Origin of the sequence: Paenibacillus glycanilyticus, assembly GCF_023715145.1 — a bacterium.
GTDB classification, from domain to species: Bacteria; Bacillota; Bacilli; order Paenibacillales; family Paenibacillaceae; genus Pristimantibacillus; species Pristimantibacillus glycanilyticus_A.
Window position 1 is genome coordinate 281,129 of record NZ_JAMBNP010000006.1, and the last position, 25,659, is coordinate 306,787.

Sequence of the window (25,659 nt, forward strand, 5' to 3'; positions counted from 1 at the left end):
AGATATTCCGTATTCTTATCATTATAGCCGCGCTTCTTCCAAAGTCCAAAAAATTAAAGGGAAAATAAAAAAATCCCTTACAACGTAAGGGATTGGATCATTTAAGTTATGGTGCGGTAGAGAGGACTCGAACCTCCACGGGCGTACGCCCACTACCCCCTCAAGATAGCGTGTCTGCCATTCCACCACTACCGCACATTTTAATTTCCTTCATACCATTTTACTTTGAGGAGAAAGTAAATGGTGAGCCATGAAGGACTCGAACCTTCGACACCCTGATTAAAAGTCAGGTGCTCTACCAACTGAGCTAATGGCTCTCATGTTGTAAAACGAACTCTTGAGAGCTTGCTTCACTCATGGAAAATGGTGACCCGTAGGGGATTCGAACCCCTGTTACCTCCGTGAAAGGGAGGTGTCTTAACCCCTTGACCAACGGGCCTTACTTACTTCTTGTTCCTATCGTCATCTCTCTCGAGCGACATATCCACCAAGAAAATTATGGCGGAGAGAGAGGGATTCGAACCCTCGCACCACTTACGCAGTCTAACCCCTTAGCAGAGGGTCCCCTTGAGCCACTTGGGTATCTCTCCATGGCTCCCCGAACAGGACTCGAACCTGTGACAACTCGATTAACAGTCGAGTGCTCTACCAACTGAGCTATCAGGGAATACTTTAATCACTTGCTTTTTTCTTTCGTTTCGACCGCTTGTTCACCGCGGCGACAAGTAATAATATATCACGCTCATTTCGGAAGGTCAAGCGTTTTTTAAAAAAAGTTTTCCGCGGCATTTTCCGCATGCGTAACGGGCTGGATCAAGCCTTCTTTTACGCGGATATTCGGTACCGCAGCTATGGCATACAAGCTTGTACTTATAAGGAGTTGGCGCCTTTGCAGCCCTCTCCGGAAGCGATTGGCAGTAACGGGATCCGCCGACATAAGCGAGCAGTTTCTTGAAATCTTCATCCCGGTGCTGATACCCTCTCTTCATAATATGAAGATGATAATGGCATAGCTCATGCTTAATAATCTTTTCGGTCTCTTCTTCGCCAAACGCTTCAAGCTGATGCGGACTGATCTCGATATGATGCGACTTCGTAAAATAACGTCCGCCGGTTGCCTTCAGCCGACGGTTAAAGGTTGCCTGATGAAGAAACGGTCTTCCAAAGCTTTCGAGCGATACGCGCTCCACCCACTGCTGCAGCATTTGATCATTCATTGTTATTGTCATTGTATTCGCCCCCACTACTTGAATTTTAAAGCGATCATACGCTACACTGTCAAGTAGCAATCATTATAGAAACCTGCGCCAACGAGGGGAGTTAATTTTTACTATGCCTACTATGCGTTATGTCCTGATGAACGGCGGCAGCAACATTTTCTTTGTTGAAATGCCGGACACCCATGCTTACCAGCTCAGCGCGCTTAATCTGCGCCTTCATAAAGAGATTGACAAGCTGACGGCTGAGCACGTGCCCGGGCTGCCTTACGCAGTCGCAGAATGCGACAATGTCGAGCTGCACGACAGCGCTGTACGGATCGTATCCGGTCTTGACTACATTAATGAACTAGAACGCGATTTTGCGGCCGTGAAGGAATCGGCTTATCCGCTGATCGCGCTGCTCACCGAGATTCGTGCCCTGCAAGCCCAGCTTGAACAGTGGTATGAGGACGAAATGTAAATAATCCTCTGTCGTTACCGCATATAAGGTCGGCTGATGCAGAACTTGCTTACAAATTCTATTGCGTTAAATAGGACCTGCACGGACATTCGCCCTTCCCCATATCGTATTAGTACATCAGGTATGGCCGGAAGGAGTAGATATGAATGCCACAATGGCTCTGCAATCAAATGATGCGTGCTTTCCAGAAGAAGGACCTTAGGCAGATCAAGCTGCTGAATGAATGCTGGTACTTCTATCGGAGCAAGCAAACGACAAAAAACGAAGACGACAGCCGTCCCGAAATAACCCTTCATTAAAGGAATGACAAAACTCCCGCCAGCGATTGCTGCGGGAGTTTTTTGCTCTTCCTATTACTTCACGCCGTTCCAGAACGTGATCTCTTCAAGCGGAAGACGTACGGTAGGACGGCCTTCTTCTTTCGCTTTGCCGATTGGCAGCACCAGAAGCGGCAGGTAACGATCCGGAATTTCGAAGAAAGTTCTCAGCTTATCGCGGTCATAGCCGCCCATTGGAACGGTGTCATAACCTTTCGATTTGGCTGCCAGCATAATTTGCATCGACACAAGTCCAGCGTCAAAAGCAACAATCTCCGTCAGACGATCTTTAGGAATGGAAGGAAACAGCTTCTGGTAGTTCTCTGTGAAGCGCTGCGCAATCTCTTGCGTCATATAACCGGCTTTTACAGCCGCGTCATTGATCTCGCCAAGCTTGGTGTAGAACTCCATGTCGCCAAGTATAACAACTACAGCGGACGCGTCGACCACTTGTTGTTGATTGTTCGCGATCGGAAGCAATTGATCCTTCAGCGCCTGATCCGTTACAACCAGGAAACGCCACGATTGTGTATTAGCCGAAGACGGCGCTTTGGTCGCCAGCTCCAAAATTTCTTTGATTTCCTCATCCGAAATTTTGAATGATGGATCATAATGACGAACAGAACGACGGGATGTCAGTACTTCCGTAAAGCTTGTTCCTGCTTGTGTTCCAATAGTCATAGTCGGTTCCCTCCAAAAATAAATGATCTGTGTGCCAGATTGCTCAGTTAAAATCAAAAAAAGACATAAAGAGGACGACTGTGAAGAATTAATCACAGATTTAACTGCGAAAAATTAATCACAGTTAATAATGAACTCGTATGCCTTCCATGCTGTAAGTCGTGCACGCATCTGTAACAGTTTTGATAACAGTATAAAATCGAAACGGCGGAAAGTCAACTGGGATCGTATGACTATTTTTCCGCCGCCCGTCTTATTTATTCAAATCCATTTGTTTCAGGGTGCAAATGCGTTCGGAGAGCTGGGTAATCGTGACCTGCTGCAGGACTTCGATTGTTTTCCGCTCCACTTCGTCGGTTATTTCCATAAAAGCAACCCGCATCTCCTGACCAAAGTCATGGATGCCTGTTGTATCAATCATGCCGCTGCATAACGGCTGCCCTACTCGCAAAGCCAAATAAACATCTGCAAGCGTAATGGTCTCCGGGGCGCGCTTTAATCGGTAGCCTCCGTCTCGGCCTTCCCGCGTCTCAAGAAGCTGCTCGCGGGCGAGCTTGGCGAGTACGCGGCGCAGCATCGTCGCTTCCGTCTTCAAATAACCGGCAAGCTCTGCGCTGGTACAAGCGTTTGGCTTATGGGACAATACAACAAGCGCCTGCAGGGACAAGCCAAACCATTTGTGGTTAGGTGCGCTGCTGCATCGTTCTTTCTCCGTCTGATTAACCGGTTGAGTAATGATGTCCACCCTCTCCTTCCTTAAGTAGGATCTTAGAGGCACATCTGTATTATAGGATCCTTATAACCAGCCAGCAAGCCCGAAATTATGCCTGCTTGCGCATGGTTAGAGAAACCCGGCCCTTCTTCAAATCCACGCCAAGCACCCATACGGTGACATTGTCGCCGACCGATACAACATCCATCGGATGCTTCACGAATTTTTCGCTCATCTGCGAGATGTGGACAAGTCCGTCATTCTTAATGCCGATATCGATAAAGGCCCCGAAGTCAATGACATTCCTTACCGTTCCTTGCAGCTCCATTCCGGGCGTCAGATCTTCGATATTCAATACATCCGTATGGAAAATAGGCAGCGGCAGCTCCTCCCGCGGATCACGCCCCGGACGGAGCAGGCTGTCGATAATATCCTTCAAGGTTGGCACCCCTACGCCAAGCGCGGGAGCAACCGCCGACGGATCAATTCCCGACAGCTTCTCCTTCAGCTCCTCCGAGCCAAGCTGGTTCTGCTTCAAGCCAAGCTGGCCAAACAGCTTGTCCACCACGTCGTAGGATTCCGGGTGGATCGGCGTGCTGTCGAGCGGATTTGCCGCTTCCGGAATGCGCAGAAAGCCGATACACTGCTCATAGGATTTGGCGCCAAGCCGCGGCACCTTCTGCAGCTGGCCGCGCTTTGCGAACCGGCCGTTTTCCTCGCGGTATTTGACGATATTTTTGGCAATGGTCGCATTGATCCCCGCTACATATGAAAGCAGCGACGCAGATGCGGTATTCACATCGACGCCAACATGGTTTACGGCAGATTCTACAACGCCGCCCAGGCTTTCGTCGAGGCGCTTCTGGCTGACGTCATGCTGGTATTGCCCGACGCCAATTGCTTTTGGTTCGATCTTAACAAGCTCTGCGAGCGGATCCTGCAGACGGCGGGCAATGGAAACCGCGCTCCGTTCCGCAACGTCCAGATCGGGGAACTCTTCTGCCGCAAGCTTGGAAGCGGAATAAACGCTCGCCCCCGCTTCGCTTACGATAATATATTTCAATTCGCCTTGTCCGGCAGCTTTGCGTTTGCCAATCAAGCCAGCGATAAATTGTTCCGTTTCGCGGGAAGCCGTCCCGTTGCCGATCACGATAAGCGTCACGCCGTAACGATCCATAAGTCCGTTAATAGTCTTCTCGGCTTCGGCCACTTTATTGTTCGGAGGAGTCGGGTAAGTAACGGCTACCTCCATCAGCTTGCCCGTATCATCAATAACCGCCAGCTTGCAGCCGGTCCGGTAAGCAGGGTCGACACCCAATACGACATTGCCGCGTACCGGGGGCTGGAGCAGCAGGTTGCGAAGATTTTCCGAGAAAATGGAGATTGCATGCTCCTCTGCCTTCTCCGTAAGCTCGCCGCGCACTTCCCGTTCAATTGACGGGGCAATCAGCCGCTTGTAGGCATCTTCGATAACGGCAACCAGGACATCACGCACGGCTGGAGCTGTCTGCTGACGAAGCACCTTGCGCTGGATAAATTCATGAATCCGCTCCGCCGACAGCTCAAACGATACGCGCAGCACATCTTCCCGTTCCCCGCGGTTAATCGCCAGGACGCGATGCGGCGGCAGCTTGCGTACCGGCTCCTGGTAGCTGTAATACATCTCGTAGACGGATTCCGCATCCGCGTTTTTCGCTTCGGTGCGAAGCAGTGACTGGTCAAAGGTATGCTTCCTCACCCAGGAGCGGATTGCCGCGTCGTCAGCGATATTTTCGGCCAGGATGTCCATTGCGCCTTGAAGCGCTTCTTCCGCGGAAGCAACGCCCTTGTCCTCGCTTATGTATTTTGCCGCCTCTGCAAGCGGTTCGCCTTGACGGGGCTGTGCCCACAGCCACAAGGCTAACGGCTCCAGTCCGCGTTCCTTCGCCACGCTGGCACGAGTCTTGCGCTTCTGCCGGTAAGGACGATACAAATCCTCCACTTCCTGCAGCTTGCCCGCACCTACAATCGAGCTGCGAAGCTCATCGGTCAGCTTGCCCTGCTCATCAATAAGACGAATGACTTCCCGTTTGCGATCTTCGAGGTTACGCATATATTGCAGCCGTTCTTCAATCGCCCGGAGATCATTCTCATCCAGCTCTCCCGTCATCTCTTTCCGGTAACGGGCGATAAACGGAATCGTATTTCCTTCATCCAGCAACGCAACGGCCGCTTTCACCTTCGTGATCGGAATCGACAGCTGCGATGCCATGCCTTTAATAATCTGTTCATTCTCAGCAGCAATTTGCTCCGGTGTCCGTTTCCCCGTGCTTGCCGCTTCCTCTTCCATTTGCTTTATCTTAGTATCAGCCAAACAACTGCACCATCCCTTCAAACTTGTTTACAAAAAGGCCATAACTGTATTGTCTCAGATTTGAAACCGCTTTTCCATATTTCCGGAAATGAATCCTAAAAAGCAAAGAAACCGCCGGCCTTTGCAGCCAGCGGTTTCTTGATCAAGCTTATCTTACATAAGGATTATTCGCCATTTCGAAGCCAATCGATGTTTTGGGACCATGTCCCGGGTACACCTTAACCTCAGGCGGAAGCTTATACAGCTTCAATTGAATGGAATCGAACAAATCCCGCTCCCGTCCGCCAGGCAGGTCGGTTCGGCCAACGGATTGCTTGAACAGCACATCGCCCGAAAAAATGTCGTTACCGCAAAGGAAGCTTACGCTTCCGGGTGAATGACCCGGCGTATGCAGCACTTTGAACGTATGACCGATAAAGCTCAGCGTTTGCCCTTCATCCAGCCCATATTCAGCCGGACTTGTGGTAAGCGGCGGCGTTACATCCGACCAGCGCAGCGAGCCGTTCTTGCGCGCATCGGTCAGCCAGTCTGCTTCCAGATCATGAATGTATACCGGACAGCCCGCGGCAGTCCTTACTTCCTCCACGCCGCCCATATGATCAAAGTGAGCATGAGTCAGCAGAATCGCTTCGATCTTTACTCCCGAGATCCGGTCCAGAAGCCTCTTTGGCCCCATGCCCGGATCAATAACAATCCCGCGTTCCTCTCCGGTCTGCTCATCCTTCTCGGTCAGCAGATAAGCATTGGTCTGCAGCGGGCCAAGCGTAAACGTTTCAATGCGCATTTCGTGTTACTCCAATCTGATCCGTTAAATCGATTCTATTAAAGCTCTAAGCTCCTGCACAACAAGAGCGTGATAACCGGTGCCTTCTCCGTAACGGCGCATAATTTCCTGTCTTGTCACGGCAAGCTTATCCTGATAATCCGCTGCTTCGCGGTCCGGATTCTCCTTCTTGAAGAGCACCATCGGCTCCTGCACATGGGTTGGTCTTGGCCCCCAAGTACCATGAATCGTTTGTCCATCGGCATCCGTCAAGATGACAACCGGAACGGAACGTCCTCCCATTGTAAGGAATTGATCCATCGTATCGAGATTTTCCTCCATGATAAGCACCTCGACCGGAACGCCGCCCGTCTCCAGAGCCCGGAATACAACCGGAATATTGCGGACAACATCGCCGCACCAGTCAGCCATCAGAATAAAGACACGCAGGTCGTCACGGCTATTCAGGGATTCAAAAAATTCACGGTCGTTATTATCGGCCCAATCGAATTTGTCATACCAGCCCTGGAAGGCTTCCTTGTTCTTGGTCATCCCTTCAACAAACTGCTGCGGACTAATCCCTTTGTTTAATTTCTCTGCAACGCTTCTGCTCATGTTCATCCCTCTTTCTGATTTGTATTTATACCGATTTGCCCCTGGAACGAATAAACTTGTACACCACGTAAACAATCAGCAAGGCTATAGCAATCAGAATAGCCGGCTGTACATATTGAGCAGCCTTCTGATCAATATCTTCCCAGTTCTCACCTAATGTTTTGCCCAAATGAACAAATAATATCGTCCATGGAATGGATGCCAGCGCTGTCAGCACGGTAAACAAGGTGAAGTTCATCTTCGCCATCCCTGCCGGAATGGAAATAACCTGCCTCATAACCGGAACAAACCGGGCGGTAAATACGATCCCCGCACCGTATTTCTTGAACCAGCTCTCCGCTAAATCCACATGCTTCGTCTTGATCTTTATGTATTTACCGTACTTCTCTACCAGCGGACGGCCGCCAAATCTACCAAATGCGTATAAAATCCAGTTCTGTCCTACCGCGCCAAGCACGCCGAAAATAACAGCGCCCAGATACGATATTTTCCCCTCCGAGACGAGATAACCGCCAAAGCCCAATACAATCTCACTCGGGATGACCTCTATGAGTAATCCAATTAATATGCCGAAGTAACCAAGGCTTTCAATCCATAATAGAATTTCGTGTAAAACATCCGAAATCCATTCCATTCCATCCCGCCTTCCCCATCCTAAATAATAGTAATCGTCGACTGTATTCTACCATACGAAGTGGATAAGCATCCACCCGACTGTAGTCGGGCATATCGCGAAGCAAGAGTAGTCATGCCCGGACAGGCCCACGCATACACTAGCATCATCTTGAAATCTGCACCCCTTGACTATAAAAGAGGAGGAATACCTTATGTCCAAAGTATTTATTATTCATAAAAAGCATGTTCAGCTGTTTGTATTTGCTCTGCTTATCATCCTCCTGGCGGCCGCCTATTTTACCTGGGATAAAACACGTCCTGCAAGCGGCCAGCCTGCAAAGGTACAGACCATCCAGCTTGTAACCGGCGAATTTAGTTCAACGACCGAAGACGGCAAAAAACTGGAGGTGTACCGCTTTGATCCGGGCAGCATCAGCCTCCGCAAGGGCGAACCGGTTGAGCTTCACATCAGCGGCGTGAACGGCAGCAGCCATCCCTTCGTCATTGAAGGTCTTGGCATTAAAGGCGAGGTGAAAAAAGGACACACAACGGTTGTCCGGTTTACTCCCGAACAAGCTGGCACCTACCCCATTATATGCCAGGTCCATACCGATATGAATAACGGAGGCCCGATGGTCGGCTACATCGAGGTCCACTAACAAACGGCAATACGTCGCTCCTTAAGTGACCGTCTCAAACTCGGGCGCATATTTATGAGTTAGAGAGGAGTCGGTTCACGATGAAGTCAACCACCCAGAAGCATACCTCCGGCCTGCCGTCCGCACGAAAAATCCGTCGCGCCTGCAGCAATGAACTATATCGAACCGTCAAACGGTTGAAGGTATGGGTGCCGAAAGAGAAAATGGACCAGGCTGAGACTTTGTATTACAAAAAGGTCATTCAGAACCTGCTCTTTATTGCCGAAAACGAGAAAAACCGCAAGGTTCTGTCAGACTGGTGGGACGAGAATGTCGCGAGCGAAATCGCCGAGCTGTGGGAGGTCGACGTCGCCAAGCTCCGGTGGGCATTCCGTGATGCTTTTGGCGGTTAATGCGGGGCAATAAGAAAAGCTGCCGAACCGGGTTTGGCAGCTTTTCCATGCAGCTAGAACATTATGTCCATACTCGCTTAAGCTTAAATAGCTCTTGCATATATCCATAAATCGAAACAGGACTCATCATTATTTGATAAACGATAATAAACAGAATAAAGCCCAGGCTGTTTTACCTGACCTTCAGATCGAGCGCCCGAAAGACCGACCTCTGGTACCGATACAGAACCATATAACTCAGTATCGTGATCGGCAGTACAAGCAGGGTCAAAGGTCCCGCGATCCAATAAACGCCAAAGAAAGCCAGGATCAGGCCGGGCAGCCAGAAAAACGTATAGGCAGCGTCCACATAAGGCAGAATCAAGTTAACGCCCGTCAAATATTTGCCATAGATACGCGGCTGCTGCCAAGGCTTGACCGCCTCCAAGTTCATTTGCGGTGTGCCAAGCGGGCTTAACCGGATTGTCGGTACAGTTATTATCAACAAGAATAACGGAAACGGCACCTTCATAATCCTGTTTGGCAAGCTGCCGCAAGGTGTCGCCGTTATTCTTCTCCTCATTCCATGCCGCAATGAGGACCGTTACGGGCTCCCGAGGATGCTCCACCTTAAATCTCGGCTGCCTGTCCATTAAGAGACTGCCAACCAAAAAGCTGATCATATAACCGGGGATATAGGCAATCCCCGTAATTACGATGATCGATAAAGGTATGGTTATAATATGACCTAGCGATACAACCCGGGCCTTGGATATATAAATCGAAAAGATAAGCCATGCAGCAGCAAAGCAATGCCCCAATACGAATTTGAATTTAACGGGGACATAAAATGTGGGCTGCGGAAACTGCGGATTAGGTAATGTACGGTTGCTGCGCTTGATGGAAGGTCTCACTTTATCACATCCATGATGTAACTCTAGCAAATACCTCGGATTAAATACAGGTCTTAGCACCTAGAACTATATGGTACTAAAAAAGGCTGCCGGTCGCCCGGAAGCCTGTTTCTCAAGATAGAGATTAATAATTGCTATTCATGATAGGCGAATCCACTTTATCCTGCAAGGTAGCAAGTCTGAGAAGCACGACGCTGATCTGCGCTTTTGTTACGGGAGCATTCGGATTAAATTTGCCTTTCTCCGCCGTAAGCAGTCCCAGCTTCATCGCAATCGTAACCGCGCCTTTATTCTTGATCTGCGCAGCGTCTTTTAATGCGGTGACATCCGTATCCTTGGCCATAAATTCGGACAGCTTCTCATATTTGAGCAGCTTTGTCAGCCATAACGCCAAGTCGCCGCGGGTTAATGTCTGCTCCGGATGAAGCTTTTGCGTTGGAGCAGCTTTCAGGAAGCCTCTTTGAACCAGGTATTCTACCGCGGAGGCATATTGGCTGTCGACCGGAACGTCGGCAAACCGAGGCTTCTCCGGAGTGATGTAATAATTTTGTCCTCCCGTAAAGCCTGCCAGCAGTATATTGACCCAGTCTCCGTTATTAACGGTTTGGTCCGGATGAATAAGTCCGTCGGTTTCCGGTTTAATAATGCCGTAATCAAACATGATTTGCAGGGACTTGGATGCCCAATGCTTCTTTGCGTCCGCAGGCAGCTCGCCCTTCTGCTCCGTTGTTCCGGGATAAACATATTGCTGCTCCAGCTTGCCTGTAACCGCGTTTACAAGGACGCCCCAGTTATCGTCTTCCGTGAGCTGCGGCATATAGACAAGCTTCACTTGCGATTGTTGCAGCTCGCCTTCCACGTAATTGCCGCCGATTGTCGCATACTGAAGCTCCGCGCGAATGGCATCGCGGTAAAGTTTGAGCGCTTCTTCCTCCGTTATCTTCGCCGTTAAGGAATCCAGCTTGCCGAGCTTGTCTGCAGGCGTGCTCATATTATAATAGTTCGTTAGCTTTCCTTCCTTATCCAGATTGATCTGAACGGCTGACGGCTGGATTGGCTTCCCGTTATAAAACTGCTGGAAGCTGTACATATAAGCTGTATCGGGACTATAAGAGACTGTTCCCGGTCTGTCAATTAGCTTTAAGCTGGCCGAAGCGTTCGGAAAAAGCTTGGTTACGAGGTCCTGGGCTTTTGTTTTGGCTTCGGCTTCCGTAATGGACGGCTTCCCTGCTGTTACAGTTTCATTAGTTGAAGCTTCCCCTGACGGGTAAGAGTAAGAAGAAAAATCGAGCAGCTCTCCCGTATTCGCATCCACGGTTGCGTGAATTTGAACGCCGCCTAACGGGCTTCCATTCCAGATGGACCATGTCTTGCGGCCGTCACGGTCGGTGCTGGTCGAAGCTTGCGGGGTTCCTTCAAGGGCCTCCTTGCTTGTAACCGCGGTGACAACCGCAATCGCTTCCTCTTTGGTCAATTCACCGCCCGTATGCGGCTTAAAGGCAGCCGCCGAAGAAGAAATAGAGGAATAGGTAATCTGCGGGAAAGCATCAATGGCTTGTCCTTGATCGTCAAGGAACTTGCCGGATTTCGCATCGATCATCCCTATTCCGCTAACCGCGACATAGCCAAGCCGATATTGCGATGTATTCGTACGGTTTAAGTAGTAATCGGAGCCCGGAACATAAGCGAGCTGCAGCTTCAATTCTTTTTTCATTTTCTCGACTGCCTGCTGGCTTGTCAGCGAAGCATCTGGCGACGGATATTCTTTCCCCGTGCCAAAACCGTTATAACTTGTAATTTTTCCGTTCCCGTCAATGACTACTCCAATTTGGCTATTGGTAGCCGGGATGCCATTCACCTGAGCCTGATAGCTAAAGCTGTATTGTACAGGACCAAAGAGGGCTTGCGGGTAATCGTTCTCGATGGATTTGAGCTGAAGCTTATCTCCCGACTTAACGGATGGCGACGCCTGCGGGATGAACTGCTTGGCGATTTTCTCCGCTTCCTCCCTCGAGATTTTGGCCGGATAATACGAATCTTCCTTCGGAAGCGGATTGTAGTACGTAATAATGTCGCCGGTTATCGCATCTATCGCAGAATCAAAGCCATATGATCCGTTCTCGACAGTAAAGCTCCACTGAATGGTCCAAATCATATCATGGCTTGGCGGATATTGATTCGGATTGCCAAGGTCAATGCTAGTCACCTCGGCGTCTTTCAAATCAGGGAACAGCTTTTTGAATCGCGCAATTGCCTCTTCCTTCGATATCTTTGCCTGACTCTCGTCAAGGACGCCGGTTGAAGATGCAGATGCTCCCGAACTGCTGGCGATAACCGTTGTAGACGATAGGGAAGATTGTGCCGCATTAGCAAGCCCTCCAAACGGAAGCAAACTAAACGCTAGAACCGTTGCAAGCAGCTTGCCCTTCATAGATCTCTTCATCCTTTTTCCTCACCTTCACTAAAATAGAAATCACTTCCAAAAAATACACCTTAGTATAGACGATGGGCAAGGGACAAAGGTTTCAATTTTTTTACAAATTATTCATGGTACGGCATTTATGATATTAGGAAAAATAAAAAACCGTCCGGGTTTTAAACCCAAACGGCTTTCTGTACTTCTTATTTATTTTTCTTGCAGCCGGTCTACGGGAACCGTCTTTGTGTTAGCCGGGTTGCCCTCGACCTGTACGGTAGCCGTTCCGCTCGCTTCATCTACATGCTCGATCCATACGGAATCGCCATCATCCAGATGAACCTTGATTGTGGATTCCGAGTTGTAAATCTGTTTGGCACGGTTTACGTCCATTTGAAAACGCCGCCTCCTTCAAACTTGCCCGTGCGGGTCAGTCTTTTGATTCCGGAACGATATAGTCGGTTGTCGATTCGTCAATTAAGCCGTTATGCGGGGACACGGTGCCTCCGCCTAAGCCTTCATTCACCATACGGTCAATATCCATAAAGTAATTGTCGCGGCCTTCGTCCCATTTGTCGGCCGGCGCCTTCTCGTTGTTTTCCACATTATCGAATTCCATCATAGTCGGTTCAGTCCTCCCTGCTGCTGCAAGCATTATTGGTTCAAGCAAAATATGCCCGATTTGATTGATTCTCATGCATTGCGGGAACAATAAGGGATAACAGAAGGCTTCGATGAAGCCCGTACTTTCGAAGCAATGAATCATCACAATGACCCATCCAGGGTCATTAGGGTGATTATTCATTTTAGCCCATGCTTTCGAAGCAATGAATCATCACAATGACCCATCCAGGGTCATTAGGGTGATTATTCATTTTAGGAGGAGATAACCAAATGCATACCGTATGGAAAGGCGCCATCAGCTTCGGTCTTGTTCATGTACCTGTCAAAATGTTCTCGGCAACGGAGGACAAGGATATTTCGCTTCGCATGATTCATAAAACTTGCGGAAGCCCAATCGCCTATGTACGCCGCTGCCCGAATTGCGATGTGGAGGCGGAATGGGACGACATTATTAAGGGTTATGAGTATGAGAAAGGCCGTTACGTGTTATTCGAGAAAGAGGAATTGGAGCAGCTTGCGGGAGAAAAGTCGCATACGATTCAAATCCTCGATTTTGTAGCGCTAGAGGAGATTGATCCGGTCTACTTCCAGAAGACCTATTACTTGTCTCCGGATCAGGCTGGCGGCAACGCTTACGGCTTATTGCTGCAGGCGATGTCGGATACCGGCAAGATTGGTGTAGCCAAAGTGTCGATCCGCTCCAAAAGCAGCCTTGCCGCGATTCGCGTCATCGATAATTGCCTGGCGATGGAGACGATCTTTTTCCCGGACGAGATCCGATCGATCTCCCAAGTTCCCGGCGTACCGGAGTCGGTTAATGTGAACGAGAAAGAACTAACAATGGCAAAGCTTCTGATCGAACAGCTGTCCACGCCGTTTGATCCGTCCAAGTATACGGATGATTACCGCGCTAACATGCTTCAGGCCATTACGAATAAAATTGCCGGACAAGAGATCCGCATTGCGCCTCAACAGGAACAGACCAATGTGCTTGACCTGATGGCCGCGCTTCAGGCCAGCCTTGATGCAGCCAAGCTTCCCCCTGGCGGAGCAGGCCTCGATACGGGTGCAGGCAAAGCAGCTGCCGGTTCAACTTCCGCCGCGGACGGCGGAACAGACCAGCCGGTTGTGAAGCCGAGCAAGCCTAGAGCGAAGAAGCCTAAAGCAACGGAGATCTCTTAATGACTGTATTCTCGCTTCCTGCCGAGCCGATGATCCCCGTCGCCGACGACCGTATCCCCCAGGAGTCCGGCTGGATCTATCAGATCAAATGGGATGGGGTCCGAATCATAGCCACAATTAATGATGACGGCAAGATTGATCTCTATTCAAGGAAGCTGCTGAACAAAAATACGGTTTATCCGGAGATCTACCGGACGCTGCAGGAACAAGCCGGACTGCTAGGTCCCTGCATGCTGGACGGAGAGATTGTTTATTACGACGGGGAACGCCCAAATTTCCAAATGGTATTAACCCGCGAACGAAGCTTTGGGGGAGAGCCTTCTCCCTCCTCGAGCAAAGGGAAAATTCTCTATGTTCTCTTTGACCTGCTGCAGGATGGGGATCTGGACCTGCGTCCCCTTCCTTATGCGGAGCGGCATAAGCGGCTCACGGAAAAGATGAAGCCGGTCCCCGCTGACCGGCTTCTTACGGCTGATGTTTACACCGATGCGGAGGCACTGTGGAAATGGGTGGATGACCGCCAGTGGGAAGGAATTGTCAGCAAGAAGCTCGACAGTCCCTACAAGGAAGGGAAGGCGCATCGCGACTGGCTGAAAAAGAAACGGGCGCTGCTGCTTGATGTAGGCATAGTTGGGGTTAAGCGCCGCGAGGGACGCGCGGCAAGCTTGATCATGTCCGATCAAGGCCGTTTCCTCGGAAGCGTGTCCCTTGGCCTCGACGAAGCGATGCGGGAGACTCTAGGCCAGATGCTGCAGCTTCGGAGAAGCGATGCGCCTTCCTGGCCGATGCCCTTCCCGGCTTTGCCGGCCGAGCTGAAAGGGGAAAGCATCATTTGGCTTCCTTCTCCCATGCCTTGCCGGGTAACCGGACTTGAGCTGACATCAGCCGGGTTGCTGCGGCATCCCAAGCTTGTATCGTTTGGTCTGAATGCAGGAGGCCGCCCATGAACAGAACTAGCTCATCCGCCAAGCGGCCCGCCACCGTCATGGTGGAAGGACAGGAAATAACCGTAACGAATCCGGAGAAGCCGCTATGGCCCGAGCAGGGCATCACGAAGCTGATGTACCTGGAGAAGCTTGCAGTGCTATCGCCTTTCCTGCTGAAGCACTGCAAAGACCGGTATTTAACGACCATCCGGTATCCGCATGGTTATGCGGGCAAGTCGTTTTATCAGAAAAACTGCCCGGAGCCAAAGCCGGATTTCGTACAAATCGCCGTAAGCGAGGGCATCTCGTACGTGCATCTCGACAACCTGCCAACTCTGCTGTGGCTTGGCAACCTGGCCTGCCTCGAATTCCATGCTTCCTTCGACCGGATTAGCGAACCGGAGCTTCCGACGGAATGGATATTGGATCTTGATCCGTCCCGGGAGGAGGAGCCTCGCATTATTGAAGCAGCCGCGCTTGTAGGCAAAATGCTGGAGTCGATGAAGATCGAATCCGTTCCCAAGACCTCCGGCGCAACCGGCGTTCAGATCATTGTTCCGGTTCAGCAGAAGTACACCTTCGATCAGCTGAGAGGCCTTGGCCAATTTGTCGGCGATTACTTATCCCGTGCTTATCCGCAGCTGTTCACCGTTGAACGGCTGACCAAAAACCGCGGCGATCTGATCTATGTCGATTACCTGCAGCATTACAAAGGCAAAACGATCGCAGCTCCCTACACGCCTAGAGCGCGATTTGGCGCGCCGGTCTCAACGCCGCTGAAATGGGAAGAGGTCTATGCGGGAGGAATAAAGCCGGCCGACTTCCATCTCCTGAATATTGCAGAACGCTTGCAGCGTTACGGAGACCTGATTGACACGGTAAAGCCGCAGGATCTGGATCATGTACTCCGTTTTATCCATGCCAAATAAGCCGCCCCTTTATAAAAGAGGCGACAACAAACGGGCAGCGGCTTCCGCTGCCTTTTCCTTTTTCCGTCTCTGTCTAAATTCCGCCAGGTCCAGCTCCTTGCTGTCGAGCAGATCCTGCTCGTAATCCCGCTTCAGATCCCTAATCGTTCCGGAATCAAACAATACGGCGTTCTGCTCGAAATTGCTGTGAAAGCTCCTCATGTCCATATTGGCCGTTCCGACCACAGCAAGCAGCTCGTCCACGATCATGACCTTCGCATGGATGAAGCCTTTCTGGTAACGGTATACCCGGACGCCCGCTTCCAGCATTCTCTCGACAAACGACAAGGTTGCCCACAGGACGAGCTGCGTATCCGCGATGCCCGGTATAATGAGCCGCACATCCACCCCGCTCTTGGCGGCACTCCCCAATGCGGCGAGCAGACTCTCATCCGGTATAAAATACGGCGTTGAAATACAGACGCTCGACTTGGCCGCTTTTACAGCGGCAAACGCCGTCTCCAGTATCGGTTCCCCGTTCCGGTCAGGACCGCTCGAGACGATGAGAACCGGCTCCTGCAAAACATCATCCGGATCATGCTCGGGCATGTATTCGGCATGTACCGGCAGTCTTTCCTTAGCCGCAAGCTCCCAGTCCTTCATGAACAGCTCCTGCAGGAAATAAACGGAGTCCCCTTCCAGCCGAAGCTGCGTATCCCGCCAGAAGCCAAGCCTCTTATCCTTGCCCAGATACTCATCTCCGATATTGATGCCGCCAACGAATCCAACTCTTCCGTCGATAACTGCAATTTTGCTGTGATTACGGCTGTTCAGCAGTCGCTTGAACAAGGCCGCTCCAGCCGGCAAAAAACAGCTTACCTGTACGCCCGACTGCTTGAGCTCCCGGATATAGCGCTTGCTTAAATGAACGCTCCCGATCCCGTCATAAAGCACGCGAACCTCGATACCTGCTCTTGCTTTGTTAGTCAGCATGTTCAGAAACGTTCTTCCGATTCCGTCATCGCGAATCGTATAGTAATCCAGATGAATATGATGCCGGGCCTTCTCCATCTCTTCCAAGATGGATGCAAACGTCTCCCGGCCGTTCGTCAGCACCTTCACCTGATTGCCAAGCGTTACCGGCCTGCCCGAGCATTCGCGGAGCAGCCTAAGCAGCTGTTCCTGCTGGAGCATACCGGCATGACCAAGCTCTCCAGGACTCGAGGCGCAAATGGACAGCCGTTCGGCTGCCTGCTCGTATTCTCTTGAGATGGCTTGACCTGCTTTTACTCGCCTCGAGCGCCCAATCATCCAGTACCCGAAAAAGCCCAAGGCAGGAACAACCAGCGCCAGCAGAATCCAGGCAATGGCTTTGGCCGGCGTACGCCTTTCCATCCATATAATAACAGCAGGCTGAGCGCTGTATAACAGTAAGAGTATCATTATTGCGATTAGCCAACCGATCATTCACGCACCCCATTACGAAATCCCATTCAACTAGTTTGTTCGACCTGCCATGACCGTATACTTTATGAACACAAAAACAGCCTGTTTTCCCGTCATTCGGGAACAGGCTGTCACACAAGCGTATTATTTGATAAATAATGCTTCAGCGCTTCCCTCCAGTGCCGGAGCGGAGTCAGGCCGTTGCTGCGAATGGCGCTGTGATCCATCACCGAATAATGAGGGCGGGGAGCCGGGCGGGGAAACTCCGCGGTCGTGCAAGGAGCAACCTGTGTGCGGCACCCGCTTTCTTCCATGATCGCCTGCGCAAATTCATACCAGGAGCAGACTCCGTTGTTAGAAGCATGATATATGCCGTAATAATCAGTCTCCGCCAGCTCCAGAAGGAAAATCGCCAAATCCCGCGTATAGGTTGGAGAGCCCCATTGATCGGCCACAACGGTAAGCTTATCGCGCTCTGAGGATAGCTTCAGCATGGTCTTAACAAAGTTATTCCCGTAAGCTCCAAAGACCCATGACGTCCTGACGATAAAATAACGGTCATGAAGGCTTGATACCGCCTGCTCCCCGGCCAGCTTGGACTGCCCATACACGGTTTGCGGATTGGTGCGGTCATATTCCTTATAGGGAACCGCGCCTGCTCCGTCAAATACATAATCTGTGCTAACCGCGCATAGCTTCGCGCCAATCTCCCGGGCTGCCACAGCCACATTGCGCGAACCTGCGGCATTGATCCGGAAAGCCTCATCCGGTTCCGCCTCCGCTCTGTCTACTGCCGTATAAGCCGCGCAATGAATAACGACATCCGGACGAAGCCGGGACAATACGCTGCGGCACTGCTCCAGATTCGTAATATCGAGCTCCGTGCGGCCAAGCCCGATTATGTCGAACCGTCCGCCAGTCTCCAGCATAACAAGCTCCCGCCCAAGCTGTCCGTTAGCACCCGTTACGGCTACCTTCAGCTTTTTCCGCTCTCCTGAACCGGTCATTTGGACTCCAGCCTTTTCGTGTATTGTGTATTATAGTAGTTCATGTAAGCACCGGATACAACCTGCTCCAGCCACTGTTCGTTTTGAAGATACCAAGCGATGGTGGATTTGATGCCATTCTCGAAATTGTGCTGAGGCGTCCAGCCAAGCTCACTTTTGATTTTGCCCGCATCAATCGCGTAGCGGCGGTCATGACCAAGCCGGTCTTCTACATGTCGAATCAGGGATTCCGGCTTGCCCAGCTCCTGCAAAATCGTTTGGACGACTTGAAGATTCGTACGTTCATTACTGCCGCCGATATTATACACTTGACCGATCCGGCCTTGATGCAGCACCAGATCAATAGCGTGGCAATGATCCTCCACGTACAGCCAGTCTCTCACCTGAAGACCATCGCCGTATACCGGAAGCGGCTTATCCAGCAGGGCATTGCGGATCATGAGCGGGATCAGCTTTTCCGGAAATTGATAAGGTCCATAGTTGTTTGAACAACGAGTGATAACTGCCGGCAGCCCATAGGTTTCATAATAAGCGCGGACAAGCAGATCAGCACCGGCCTTGCTCGCCGAGTACGGACTGTTCGGCGCGAGCGAAGTTTCTTCCGTAAACAACCCCTCCGCTCCAAGCGTACCGTATACTTCATCCGTGGATACCTGAACATATTTGGCTACCTGAAACGTCTTGGCCAAATCCAGCAGCGTCTGCGTTCCTATCACATTGGTATGAACAAACAGCCCCGGCTGCAGTATGCTGCGGTCGACATGCGATTCCGCCGCAAAGTTGATAACCGCATCGATACCGGATTCAAAGAGCGGAACAAGCGCTGCCTGATCGGCAATATCGGCTTTGACAAACGTATAGTTCGGATGATTCTCAATCTGCCGCAGGTTTTCCGGGTTTCCGGCGTACGTCAAAGAATCAACATTAATAAGTGTATAGCCGGGATAACGGCTTAACATATAATGAACGAAGTTGCTTCCGATAAACCCCGCTCCGCCTGTAATTAACAACTTCATTTGAGAATGCTCACCCCTCATATACAAAATTAATTTCCGCCTGGGCAAGCCTTGGATGCTTCGCGTCTTTGTCCGACAGGATCGGCTTTGTGACCGGCCAGTCAATGCCAAGCGCCGGATCGTCCCAGGCGATGCCCCGGTCATGCTCCGCGGAATACAAGGCGTCTACCTTATACTGTACTTCACAATTTGGCACCAGCGTGCAGAAGCCATGGGCAAAGCCCTGCGGTACCAGAAGCTGTCTCTTATTTGCCGCGCTTAGAATAAAACCTTGCCATTGCCCGAAGGTCGGCGAGCCGCGGCGCATATCTACCACAACATCGTAAATTGCCCCTGCCGTGACTCGAACAAGCTTAGTCTGCGCCTTGGGCTGAAGCTGATAATGCATCCCCCGGAGTACTCCCGCTTCTACCGACAAAGAATGATTATCCTGTACAAAGGAATGGACGATTCCGTTCTCACGGGCCGTCTTTTCGTTATAGCTTTCCGTGAAAAAACCTCTGTGGTCACCATATACAGGAGGCTCCAGCAGCTTAACTCCCGGCAGCCTTGTTTCCATTACGTTCATGCCTCACCATCCTGTCAGATCAGAACTCAACTATATTATTATATTCGACAAGCTCGTACTGCCCCACGGGCATACGCCATTTTTCTCCCATCATTTCATATTATTCTGGCATGTTTCGAGCTTTGCGAGAATAAAAGTCAATAGAACGTTCCAATACGGCCGGAAGCGGAAGGAGGATCAACCCATACCTATGTTTAAAGACAATAAGCGTATGCCTTCGACAGATACATTAATCGGACTAGGTACGCATATCGAGGGCAAATTGATCTGCGAAGCAAATCTCCGCATCGAGGGGGAGCATAGCGGAGATATCGAATGTCTGGGGGATGTCATTATCGGCGAGAACGGCATGGCACGCTCCAACATTGCAGCCAGAGATATAACCATTGCCGGCAAGGTGTATGGTGAAGTGACCGCCAAAGGAAGGCTGACGATTACCGCCAGCGGTCAATTGACGGGCAGCATTTCCGCCCAGGCCATCATTGTACAGGATGGCGGCGTGCTGAATGGGACCTGTCATATGGAGCGCTCAATTGAAACGCGGACCCGGCCGCTGTCAGAGACGGTCAGCGGCAGCGGCTCGTCCCAGCCTTCGAAGGAGCAAAGCCGCGAGAAGGAGAAAGCGCGCCAGGCTGTTTAAGTTATCGAGACAGAAAACTCCCATTCGGCTTCTCTGCAGAGAAGCCAAATGGGAGTTTTTTAGTGTGGGTTGATTTTATGCCGCAACATCCCGCTTCTTGAACACATACCAGGCCAGAGCTACGAATACCGCATAGTAGATCGCCAGCACAAGAACGGAGAAGCCCATGGTCATCCCGTCGCGCATCGGGGTATCATTCAAATACTGCGTGAGATCAAGATGAATGAACAAGATGTAATCCGCCCATTTATATTTGATCGAAGCGAGCAGAACGGTGAAGGAGTTAACCCCCAGAATAAGGAACAAAGACAAGCCGATCGCCAAAGCGCCGCTGCGGGATACCGTCGCAAGCATAAAGGCAAGCGTAGTCGTGACGACGAGCGACACATATTTCAATAAGCTGTACTTCAATAGATAAGCAACGATAGAACCCGAGACCAGAGGAGAAATGACCTCCGCTGCCGTCTCATCCGCAAATCCGAACACGATCATATTGATAATGACCGTAAAGATCAGCATCACGACAACCATGCCTAACGCATACAGCAGAACCGCGATGTACTTGGACAGCAGCACCTTGGATCTTGACCAAGGACGTATCAGAAGCAGCTTGATCGTGCCGCTTGTGAACTCGTCCGCCACGCCGGAGGATGCGATGATGATCGCGAATACCGTAATCAGCATGTACGAGATCATAACTTCGGTCATAATCATGCTCCATGCGGAGGTGGTATGATTCTGATCCACAAAATAACCAATGATGGATATCGCCGCGATCAAAGCAAGCAGCAGTCCCAGCATGACATACGTCCGGGGACGGCGGTAAATTTTCATATTCTCGTTTTGAACAAGCTTGAAAAAGTTAAACAATGCGTTCACCCCCCGTTACTTCGAGGAATTGATCCTCAAGCGATTTGGTTTGAACGCGAATACCGTAGACCTTAATACCCGAAGCAACCAATCTTGCATTAAAGTCCGCAACAAATTCGCGGTTCGCTTCAATAACAAGGCTGCTGCCCTCTCTAATTGCAGCTTTGCCAAGCTCTGCCGCCACTTCTGCGGCTTCGGCTGGCTTGTCTACTTCAAACAGCGTGTGCACATTGCTCTCGACATCCATACCGCCTTGGTTGATGGTCCGCACGTCAATCAGCTTGCCGTTCTGAATAATCGCCACGCGGTCACACATAAGCTCCATCTCGGAGAGCAGGTGGCTGGATACGAATACGGCAATGCCTTCTTCCTTCGACAGCTGACGCAAATAATCACGCAGCTCGCGAATGCCAGCCGGATCCAGACCATTCGTCGGTTCGTCAAGGATAAGCAGCTTCGGACGGTGCAGGATCGCTTGTGCGACCCCAAGCCTCTGACGCATCCCGAGGGAATAGGTCTTCACCTTATCGTGAATGCGCGCTTCCAGACCAACAAGAGTAATGACCTCCTGAATCCGTTCAGGCGTAACCCCCTCGATCATTCGTGCAAAATGGACAAGATTCTGATACCCGGTCAAGTACTTGTACATTTCCGGATTTTCTACTATCGCCCCGACATTTCGGATCGCCTTCTGGTACTCACTTCGAATGCTGAACCCGCCGATTTTAATTTCACCGGAGGTCATGGCCATGAGGCCTACCATCATACGGATCGTGGTTGTTTTACCCGAGCCGTTCGGCCCGAGAAAACCAAATACTTCGCCAAGCGGCAGGTCAAGCGTCAGGTTGTTAATAATCGTCTTCTTCCCGATTCGCTTCGTTACCTGCTGCAGCTGTACGATCGGCTGCTCCATAACACCCTCCTAAAATGAATTATCACCCTAATGGCCGCGTATGAGGCCATTATGATGATTCATCGCTTCGTAAGCATTAGCTTAATGAATTATCACCCTAATGGCCGCGTATAAGGCCATTGTGATGATTCATCGCTTCGTAAGCGTACACTTTATTGCTAGTATCTAGTTCTATGTATCGTGCGTCTATTATAGCGAATTAAAAGTGTGAGGGAAATAGCTGATAAGTCCAGTTAGACCTGCGAGCAGTCCGAGCAGCAGCCAAGTGGAAGGATTACGCGGAAAAAGCCGGTCCGAAACAGCGCTTTCGCTTCGTACACCCGCATCATTTTTCCGCATCCTACACAATAAAAACGTTCTTCTTGTTGTACCATCATTACTATCCCCACTCCCATATCATTATACCGATTGTATCAAACGACTTTATTTGTTACACTTCGTATCTTTACTTTATTGGATTTAGCGAAAGTTGTCAATACATGGATCTAATTTGTCGTCTTTTCGCTTGTAAGCGTTTACTGATATTGGAAACAAAAACAGCGTCCTGTTAAGACGCCGTCTGGTCAATATCCATCTGTTCCTTGAGCAGCTCATGAATCCTTTCCCGCTCTTCCTTGTTCACCATCAAGTACCATACCTGATTAATTGTGCTTCCCGATCCGCTGATCTCTACCGTTTCGATACTGCCCAAATCCTCGCGGTAATCGCTCATAAAGGTTTTCATTTCGTCAAACTTTATGTTTGTTTTGACGCTGCTGCCAAGCTCTTTTAATATTTTTTGAATCTGAGTAATATTGGAGAATTGCAGCGAGCTCTTCATGACCTCCATCAATATCTCCCGCTGTCTGAAGTTCCTGCCCAGGTCGCCTCTAGGGTCCTCATAACGCATTCTGGAATACTTGAGCGCCAACTCGCCGTTAAGCTTGAGCATTCCTTTGTCAAATTGATGATCCTCATAAAAGAAGGAGAAAGGATTATCTACCTCAACACCGCCGAGGATATCAATTAAACGGGCGAAGCCTTCCATATTAATGCGAATATAGTAGTCCATCGGATAATCCAGGAAGTGCTCAACCGTATTTTTTGCCATCGTCACTCCGCCAAATGCGTAAGCATGGTTGATTTTATCCGTTGTCCCATGGCCGATAATTTCCGTTCTTGTATCACGCGGTATATTGAACATCAGGATGGATTTCTTCTCGGGATTAACGGCTAGCACAATCAAGGTATCGGAGCGCCCTTTATCATTCTCCCGCTCATCAACGCCCATTACAAGAACGGTAAACGGATGACGCTTCTCGATTAACGCCTGAACAGCCTGCTGAGGTTTCGGGGTTACCTCCGGGTCTTTGCTTACGTAAACCGTCGGCTGAATCGGCTCATAAATTTGATCGGCCGTTTCTTTTACCGAACCATACAGATGCCAAACATACCCTGCCGTACCGGCAGCAATTATAATCAATCCGGCCCCAATGCCGATAAGTGCCCTTCTCCAGCCCCGTCTCATGTTCAACTGCCTCCTTCCTCGTGACCGCCGCATCTTAATGCAGCATGGACGGGAGAACTTCCTCCCAATGATCAGCGAGCACGATCCGATCATCTTCCATTAATTCCGTGCCGAAATGAGCCTCCAGAATGGTAAGTCTGGTTCTCGCTTGTATGGTATGCCGCTCTCCCGGCTTGATCTCTACAACGTCGCCTGCCTGTATGACGCTTCTTTCCTCATTGCGGATCAGCTCTCCGACGCCGGCAAGTACCGTCCAGATCTTTTTCCGCTTCATATACAAGGCATAGTTCAAATACTCGCCCTCATTTATATCCAGCTTCCTCGTAATGGTTTGCTGTCCGTTATCACCGATTAAGCAATTCATAACAACTGCGCTTCCCCATATTCCGGCCTCGTAGCCGGGCACAAGCAGCTGTTCAACCGTATTCATATTTTGCAGTTCCTCGTGTGGAAGAGCAGTCTCTTGGCCAGCAATTAAAATTCCAGAGGCAGATACAGCCACCATAATATTACTCAGCCCCATCATAATTACCGGAACTGCCGAATCATTATAAATAGAAGCGTTTTCCGCCTGCAGGGCAGCTAGAGAACTCCAGCTGTTAATGCGGCAGAAAGGCTGCTCGGGCATTCGGAAGGTAGGACTATCCTTGAATAATCGGGACATTACGCCTTCCAGATTGCCGTGAAGCTCCTCAAAACACCGGTAAAGCTGTTCATAGGGAATGGGCATTCCTTCTGTCTCCAAGGCAGAGATAACGCTCTCCAGTCGAAAAACAATAATGCCGCTCTCGTCGCTGGTTAAAGCGTGGTTTAATTCATGCCTGCGGAGCTGATCAGGCAGCTCCTTAAGCGTCTCGAGCCAATCCTCTTCCTCCAGATACAAGTCTGCCGGCAGTACAGCAACCGTCTCGTGAAGAGGAATGGACGCAACAGAATACAGGTAGGAAGCAGCAAGCGCAACTGCGGGATAGATTCCTTTCGCCATCGGCTCTTGAATAATGTTCAGGCTGACGGAGATCTGATTGCGCAAAGCTTCGGCCTGATTATGGCTGATCGCAATAAACGTATCCTGCTGTAAGCTGGCCTTGCCCAGCTGACGCCACAGCCTGTTCAGCAAAGACTCCCTTTCACCATTTGGTCCAGACAACAGAGGAAGAAGCTGCTTTGCACGCCTTGCGTGTGAAAGCGGCCACATCCGTCTGCCTTGACCGCCGGCTAGTATTACGAGTCTCACTTGCTGCTCTCCCATTACATCCTCCTGTTTGTACCGTAGTAGGTGTAATACAGCTGTTCCTTGCTCTTCTTCTTCTTATTGTTTAGCACCACTCCAAGCAATCTCGCTTTGACATGCTCCAGACTGGCGTACATTTTTTTCGCTTGCTGGCGTTTCGTTATGCCAACACCAATGACGGCAACAACACCGTCGCATTTGGATGCCAGCACAAGCCCGTCGGTCACAACGAGAGATGGCGGAGCATCAAACAGGATCATATCGTAATGGGCGGAGAGCTCTTCGATGAGATGATTCATTTTCTTCGAGCCAAGCATCTCCGACGGATTCGGTGGTGTAGGACCGGAACCGATAAAGAACAGATTTTCGATCGAGGTGGAATGAACCGCATCCTGCCATTCCATTTGGTTGGCCAGCACATTTGTTAAGCCGGTTTGATTCGACTGCATAAACAACGTATGAAGCGTTGGACGTCGCAAGTCCGCATCAATCAGAAGGACACGTTTGCCCTCCTGCGAGAAGGCAACCGCCAGATTGGCAATTGTGGTTGTTTTACCGTCACCGGATTGACAGGACGTTACCATTAATGACTTCACCGGTTCATCAATGGAGGAAAAAAGAATATTCGTACGTAGAGAACGGTATGCCTCTGCAATTGGAGAATCCGGATTACTCATTGTAATCAGCTTGCTTTTTTCGATTGTGGATTGTTGCATTCGTTAACC

Annotated in this window: 30 protein-coding genes and 5 tRNA genes; 8 read left to right on the forward strand and 27 right to left on the reverse strand. The window is 50.4% G+C overall.

What is annotated here, in order from left to right:
* Positions 1-109 precede the first annotated feature (109 nt).
* The 6 genes from M3194_RS18700 to M3194_RS18725 form a co-directional block, all read right to left on the reverse strand.
* Positions 110-195, reverse strand: a tRNA-Leu gene (locus tag M3194_RS18700).
* 46 nt (positions 196-241) lie between these two features.
* Positions 242-317 (reverse strand) — tRNA-Lys (locus tag M3194_RS18705).
* 47 nt (positions 318-364) lie between these two features.
* A tRNA-Glu gene (locus M3194_RS18710) sits at positions 365-439 on the reverse strand.
* A gap of 60 nt (positions 440-499) precedes the next feature.
* Positions 500-590, reverse strand: a tRNA-Ser gene (locus M3194_RS18715).
* A 1-nt stretch (position 591) separates the two neighbouring features.
* A tRNA-Asn gene (locus M3194_RS18720) sits at positions 592-667 on the reverse strand.
* An 88-nt stretch (positions 668-755) separates the two neighbouring features.
* Complete coding sequence (locus M3194_RS18725) at positions 756-1,217, reverse strand: SprT family protein (RefSeq protein WP_251655710.1); 462 nt, start codon at positions 1,215-1,217, stop codon at positions 756-758.
* A 115-nt stretch (positions 1,218-1,332) separates the two neighbouring features.
* On the opposite strand from M3194_RS18725, the gene M3194_RS18730 reads away from it, so the two are divergent.
* Together M3194_RS18730 and cmpA are read left to right on the forward strand one after the other, a co-directional pair.
* Positions 1,333-1,680 carry a hydrolase/acyltransferase gene (locus tag M3194_RS18730; RefSeq protein WP_251655596.1) on the forward strand — a complete coding sequence of 116 codons (348 nt, stop codon included), beginning with the start codon at positions 1,333-1,335 and terminating at the stop codon, positions 1,678-1,680.
* A 146-nt stretch (positions 1,681-1,826) separates the two neighbouring features.
* Positions 1,827-1,979, forward strand: coding sequence for a cortex morphogenetic protein CmpA (gene cmpA, locus M3194_RS18735; protein WP_091185053.1), 153 nt, complete (start codon positions 1,827-1,829; stop codon positions 1,977-1,979).
* 54 nt (positions 1,980-2,033) lie between these two features.
* On the opposite strand, the gene M3194_RS18740 is transcribed toward cmpA, so the two are convergent.
* The 6 genes from M3194_RS18740 to uptA all read right to left on the reverse strand — a co-directional run bounded on the left by M3194_RS18740 (position 2,034) and on the right by uptA (position 7,755).
* Entirely contained in the window at positions 2,034-2,678 is a 645-nt protein-coding gene (locus M3194_RS18740) for a nitroreductase family protein (RefSeq protein WP_251655597.1), read from the reverse strand.
* Between the two features lie 253 nt (positions 2,679-2,931).
* Positions 2,932-3,423 (reverse strand): RrF2 family transcriptional regulator, encoded by a 492-nt coding sequence (locus tag M3194_RS18745; RefSeq protein WP_251655598.1) that lies wholly within the window; start codon positions 3,421-3,423, stop codon positions 2,932-2,934.
* A 76-nt stretch (positions 3,424-3,499) separates the two neighbouring features.
* Positions 3,500-5,719 carry a Tex family protein gene (locus M3194_RS18750; RefSeq protein ID WP_285889388.1) on the reverse strand — a complete coding sequence of 740 codons (2,220 nt, stop codon included), beginning with the start codon at positions 5,717-5,719 and terminating at the stop codon, positions 3,500-3,502.
* 172 nt (positions 5,720-5,891) lie between these two features.
* Complete coding sequence (locus M3194_RS18755) at positions 5,892-6,527, reverse strand: MBL fold metallo-hydrolase (protein WP_251655599.1); 636 nt, start codon at positions 6,525-6,527, stop codon at positions 5,892-5,894.
* Between the two features lie 24 nt (positions 6,528-6,551).
* On the reverse strand, positions 6,552-7,121 hold the full coding sequence (locus tag M3194_RS18760; protein ID WP_251655600.1) for a thioredoxin family protein: 570 nt from the start codon (positions 7,119-7,121) through the stop codon (positions 6,552-6,554).
* A gap of 25 nt (positions 7,122-7,146) precedes the next feature.
* The gene (gene uptA / locus M3194_RS18765) at positions 7,147-7,755 is read right to left on the reverse strand and encodes an undecaprenyl phosphate transporter UptA (RefSeq protein ID WP_251655601.1); all 609 of its coding nucleotides are present in this window, start codon (positions 7,753-7,755) and stop codon (positions 7,147-7,149) included.
* Between the two features lie 193 nt (positions 7,756-7,948).
* On the opposite strand from uptA, the gene M3194_RS18770 reads away from it, so the two are divergent.
* Together M3194_RS18770 and M3194_RS18775 are read left to right on the forward strand one after the other, a co-directional pair.
* Positions 7,949-8,395, forward strand: coding sequence for a cupredoxin domain-containing protein (locus M3194_RS18770; protein ID WP_251655602.1), 447 nt, complete (start codon positions 7,949-7,951; stop codon positions 8,393-8,395).
* An 80-nt stretch (positions 8,396-8,475) separates the two neighbouring features.
* Entirely contained in the window at positions 8,476-8,787 is a 312-nt protein-coding gene (locus M3194_RS18775; protein WP_251655603.1) for a dehydrogenase, read from the forward strand.
* A gap of 172 nt (positions 8,788-8,959) precedes the next feature.
* Here M3194_RS18775 and M3194_RS31475 read toward each other — a convergent pair whose 3' ends face one another.
* The 5 genes from M3194_RS31475 to M3194_RS18795 form a co-directional block, all read right to left on the reverse strand.
* The gene (locus M3194_RS31475; RefSeq protein ID WP_311291374.1) at positions 8,960-9,220 is read right to left on the reverse strand and encodes a hypothetical protein; all 261 of its coding nucleotides are present in this window, start codon (positions 9,218-9,220) and stop codon (positions 8,960-8,962) included.
* The gene (locus tag M3194_RS31480; protein ID WP_311291297.1) at positions 9,153-9,680 is read right to left on the reverse strand and encodes a glycosyltransferase family 2 protein; all 528 of its coding nucleotides are present in this window, start codon (positions 9,678-9,680) and stop codon (positions 9,153-9,155) included. The genes M3194_RS31475 and M3194_RS31480 overlap by 68 nt, the downstream gene beginning before the upstream one ends.
* Positions 9,681-9,804: 124 nt before the next feature.
* Positions 9,805-12,123 carry a YcdB/YcdC domain-containing protein gene (locus M3194_RS18785; protein ID WP_251655604.1) on the reverse strand — a complete coding sequence of 773 codons (2,319 nt, stop codon included), beginning with the start codon at positions 12,121-12,123 and terminating at the stop codon, positions 9,805-9,807.
* 183 nt (positions 12,124-12,306) lie between these two features.
* Positions 12,307-12,489, reverse strand: a complete 183-nt coding sequence (locus tag M3194_RS18790) for an H-type small acid-soluble spore protein (RefSeq protein WP_251655605.1) — start codon at positions 12,487-12,489, stop codon at positions 12,307-12,309.
* A 37-nt stretch (positions 12,490-12,526) separates the two neighbouring features.
* A complete protein-coding gene (locus tag M3194_RS18795) occupies positions 12,527-12,715 on the reverse strand; it encodes a hypothetical protein (protein ID WP_251655712.1) in 189 nt (62 codons plus the stop codon).
* Positions 12,716-12,990: 275 nt separating this feature from the next.
* On the opposite strand from M3194_RS18795, the gene ku reads away from it, so the two are divergent.
* From ku to ligD, 3 genes are read left to right on the forward strand one after another with little or no spacing between them, the layout of a single operon-like run.
* Positions 12,991-13,902 (forward strand): non-homologous end joining protein Ku, encoded by a 912-nt coding sequence (gene ku, locus M3194_RS18800; protein ID WP_251655606.1) that lies wholly within the window; start codon positions 12,991-12,993, stop codon positions 13,900-13,902.
* A complete protein-coding gene (locus M3194_RS18805; RefSeq protein ID WP_251655607.1) occupies positions 13,902-14,849 on the forward strand; it encodes an ATP-dependent DNA ligase in 948 nt (315 codons plus the stop codon). Before ku ends, M3194_RS18805 begins: the two co-directional genes overlap by 1 nt.
* Positions 14,846-15,757, forward strand: a complete 912-nt coding sequence (gene ligD / locus M3194_RS18810) for a non-homologous end-joining DNA ligase (protein WP_251655608.1) — start codon at positions 14,846-14,848, stop codon at positions 15,755-15,757. The genes M3194_RS18805 and ligD overlap by 4 nt, the downstream gene beginning before the upstream one ends.
* Positions 15,758-15,766: 9 nt before the next feature.
* On the opposite strand, the gene cls is transcribed toward ligD, so the two are convergent.
* From cls to rfbC, 4 genes are all read right to left on the reverse strand, one after another.
* Complete coding sequence (gene cls / locus M3194_RS18815; protein ID WP_251655609.1) at positions 15,767-17,203, reverse strand: cardiolipin synthase; 1,437 nt, start codon at positions 17,201-17,203, stop codon at positions 15,767-15,769.
* Positions 17,204-17,313: 110 nt separating this feature from the next.
* Positions 17,314-18,162: a dTDP-4-dehydrorhamnose reductase gene (gene rfbD / locus M3194_RS18820; RefSeq protein ID WP_251655713.1), complete on the reverse strand. Its 849-nt coding sequence runs from the start codon at positions 18,160-18,162 to the stop codon at positions 17,314-17,316.
* 23 nt (positions 18,163-18,185) lie between these two features.
* Positions 18,186-19,205 (reverse strand): dTDP-glucose 4,6-dehydratase, encoded by a 1,020-nt coding sequence (gene rfbB / locus M3194_RS18825; RefSeq protein WP_251655610.1) that lies wholly within the window; start codon positions 19,203-19,205, stop codon positions 18,186-18,188.
* A 10-nt stretch (positions 19,206-19,215) separates the two neighbouring features.
* Positions 19,216-19,773: a dTDP-4-dehydrorhamnose 3,5-epimerase gene (rfbC, locus tag M3194_RS18830; protein ID WP_251655611.1), complete on the reverse strand. Its 558-nt coding sequence runs from the start codon at positions 19,771-19,773 to the stop codon at positions 19,216-19,218.
* Positions 19,774-19,963: 190 nt separating this feature from the next.
* Between rfbC and M3194_RS18835 the strand changes: the two genes are divergently transcribed.
* A complete protein-coding gene (locus M3194_RS18835) occupies positions 19,964-20,413 on the forward strand; it encodes a bactofilin family protein (protein ID WP_251655612.1) in 450 nt (149 codons plus the stop codon).
* A gap of 75 nt (positions 20,414-20,488) precedes the next feature.
* On the opposite strand, the gene M3194_RS18840 is transcribed toward M3194_RS18835, so the two are convergent.
* The 6 genes from M3194_RS18840 to M3194_RS18865 form a co-directional block, all read right to left on the reverse strand.
* Complete coding sequence (locus M3194_RS18840; RefSeq protein ID WP_251655613.1) at positions 20,489-21,283, reverse strand: ABC transporter permease; 795 nt, start codon at positions 21,281-21,283, stop codon at positions 20,489-20,491.
* Positions 21,276-22,196 carry an ABC transporter ATP-binding protein gene (locus M3194_RS18845; RefSeq protein WP_251655614.1) on the reverse strand — a complete coding sequence of 307 codons (921 nt, stop codon included), beginning with the start codon at positions 22,194-22,196 and terminating at the stop codon, positions 21,276-21,278. The genes M3194_RS18840 and M3194_RS18845 overlap by 8 nt, the downstream gene beginning before the upstream one ends.
* 233 nt (positions 22,197-22,429) lie before the next feature.
* Complete coding sequence (locus M3194_RS18850; RefSeq protein WP_251655615.1) at positions 22,430-22,573, reverse strand: hypothetical protein; 144 nt, start codon at positions 22,571-22,573, stop codon at positions 22,430-22,432.
* A gap of 170 nt (positions 22,574-22,743) precedes the next feature.
* Positions 22,744-23,703 (reverse strand): LCP family glycopolymer transferase, encoded by a 960-nt coding sequence (locus M3194_RS18855; RefSeq protein ID WP_251655616.1) that lies wholly within the window; start codon positions 23,701-23,703, stop codon positions 22,744-22,746.
* Between the two features lie 34 nt (positions 23,704-23,737).
* Positions 23,738-24,952, reverse strand: coding sequence for a sugar phosphate nucleotidyltransferase (locus M3194_RS18860; protein WP_251655617.1), 1,215 nt, complete (start codon positions 24,950-24,952; stop codon positions 23,738-23,740).
* Positions 24,952-25,650: a CpsD/CapB family tyrosine-protein kinase gene (locus M3194_RS18865; RefSeq protein ID WP_251655618.1), complete on the reverse strand. Its 699-nt coding sequence runs from the start codon at positions 25,648-25,650 to the stop codon at positions 24,952-24,954. Before M3194_RS18865 ends, M3194_RS18860 begins: the two co-directional genes overlap by 1 nt.
* Positions 25,651-25,659 lie beyond the last annotated feature (9 nt).

Bases quoted from the DNA above. Each gene is read 5' to 3' on its own strand.
- M3194_RS18865 (WP_251655618.1), bottom strand. From the start codon at position 25,650: ATGCAACAATCCACAATCGAAAAAAGCAAGCTGATTACAATGAGTAAT.
- M3194_RS18775 (WP_251655603.1), top strand. From the start codon at position 8,476: ATGAAGTCAACCACCCAGAAGCATACCTCCGGCCTGCCGTCCGCACGA.
- rfbB (WP_251655610.1), bottom strand. From the start codon at position 19,205: ATGAAGTTGTTAATTACAGGCGGAGCGGGGTTTATCGGAAGCAACTTC.
- M3194_RS18795 (WP_251655712.1), bottom strand. From the start codon at position 12,715: ATGGAATTCGATAATGTGGAAAACAACGAGAAGGCGCCGGCCGACAAA.
- M3194_RS18850 (WP_251655615.1), bottom strand. From the start codon at position 22,573: ATGATGGTACAACAAGAAGAACGTTTTTATTGTGTAGGATGCGGAAAA.
- M3194_RS18750 (WP_285889388.1), bottom strand. From the start codon at position 5,719: ATGGAAGAGGAAGCGGCAAGCACGGGGAAACGGACACCGGAGCAAATT.
- ligD (WP_251655608.1), top strand. From the start codon at position 14,846: ATGAACAGAACTAGCTCATCCGCCAAGCGGCCCGCCACCGTCATGGTG.
- M3194_RS18740 (WP_251655597.1), bottom strand. From the start codon at position 2,678: ATGACTATTGGAACACAAGCAGGAACAAGCTTTACGGAAGTACTGACA.
- M3194_RS31475 (WP_311291374.1), bottom strand. From the start codon at position 9,220: ATGAACTTGGAGGCGGTCAAGCCTTGGCAGCAGCCGCGTATCTATGGC.
- cls (WP_251655609.1), bottom strand. From the start codon at position 17,203: ATGATCGGTTGGCTAATCGCAATAATGATACTCTTACTGTTATACAGC.
- M3194_RS18725 (WP_251655710.1), bottom strand. From the start codon at position 1,217: ATGAATGATCAAATGCTGCAGCAGTGGGTGGAGCGCGTATCGCTCGAA.
- M3194_RS18770 (WP_251655602.1), top strand. From the start codon at position 7,949: ATGTCCAAAGTATTTATTATTCATAAAAAGCATGTTCAGCTGTTTGTA.
- M3194_RS18855 (WP_251655616.1), bottom strand. From the start codon at position 23,703: ATGAGACGGGGCTGGAGAAGGGCACTTATCGGCATTGGGGCCGGATTG.
- M3194_RS18730 (WP_251655596.1), top strand. From the start codon at position 1,333: ATGCCTACTATGCGTTATGTCCTGATGAACGGCGGCAGCAACATTTTC.
- rfbC (WP_251655611.1), bottom strand. From the start codon at position 19,773: ATGAACGTAATGGAAACAAGGCTGCCGGGAGTTAAGCTGCTGGAGCCT.
- M3194_RS18835 (WP_251655612.1), top strand. From the start codon at position 19,964: ATGTTTAAAGACAATAAGCGTATGCCTTCGACAGATACATTAATCGGA.
- M3194_RS18845 (WP_251655614.1), bottom strand. From the start codon at position 22,196: ATGGAGCAGCCGATCGTACAGCTGCAGCAGGTAACGAAGCGAATCGGG.
- M3194_RS18760 (WP_251655600.1), bottom strand. From the start codon at position 7,121: ATGAGCAGAAGCGTTGCAGAGAAATTAAACAAAGGGATTAGTCCGCAG.
- uptA (WP_251655601.1), bottom strand. From the start codon at position 7,755: ATGGAATGGATTTCGGATGTTTTACACGAAATTCTATTATGGATTGAA.
- M3194_RS18790 (WP_251655605.1), bottom strand. From the start codon at position 12,489: ATGGACGTAAACCGTGCCAAACAGATTTACAACTCGGAATCCACAATC.
- M3194_RS18805 (WP_251655607.1), top strand. From the start codon at position 13,902: ATGACTGTATTCTCGCTTCCTGCCGAGCCGATGATCCCCGTCGCCGAC.
- M3194_RS18785 (WP_251655604.1), bottom strand. From the start codon at position 12,123: ATGAAGAGATCTATGAAGGGCAAGCTGCTTGCAACGGTTCTAGCGTTT.
- M3194_RS18860 (WP_251655617.1), bottom strand. From the start codon at position 24,952: ATGGGAGAGCAGCAAGTGAGACTCGTAATACTAGCCGGCGGTCAAGGC.
- cmpA (WP_091185053.1), top strand. From the start codon at position 1,827: ATGCCACAATGGCTCTGCAATCAAATGATGCGTGCTTTCCAGAAGAAG.
- ku (WP_251655606.1), top strand. From the start codon at position 12,991: ATGCATACCGTATGGAAAGGCGCCATCAGCTTCGGTCTTGTTCATGTA.
- M3194_RS18755 (WP_251655599.1), bottom strand. From the start codon at position 6,527: ATGCGCATTGAAACGTTTACGCTTGGCCCGCTGCAGACCAATGCTTAT.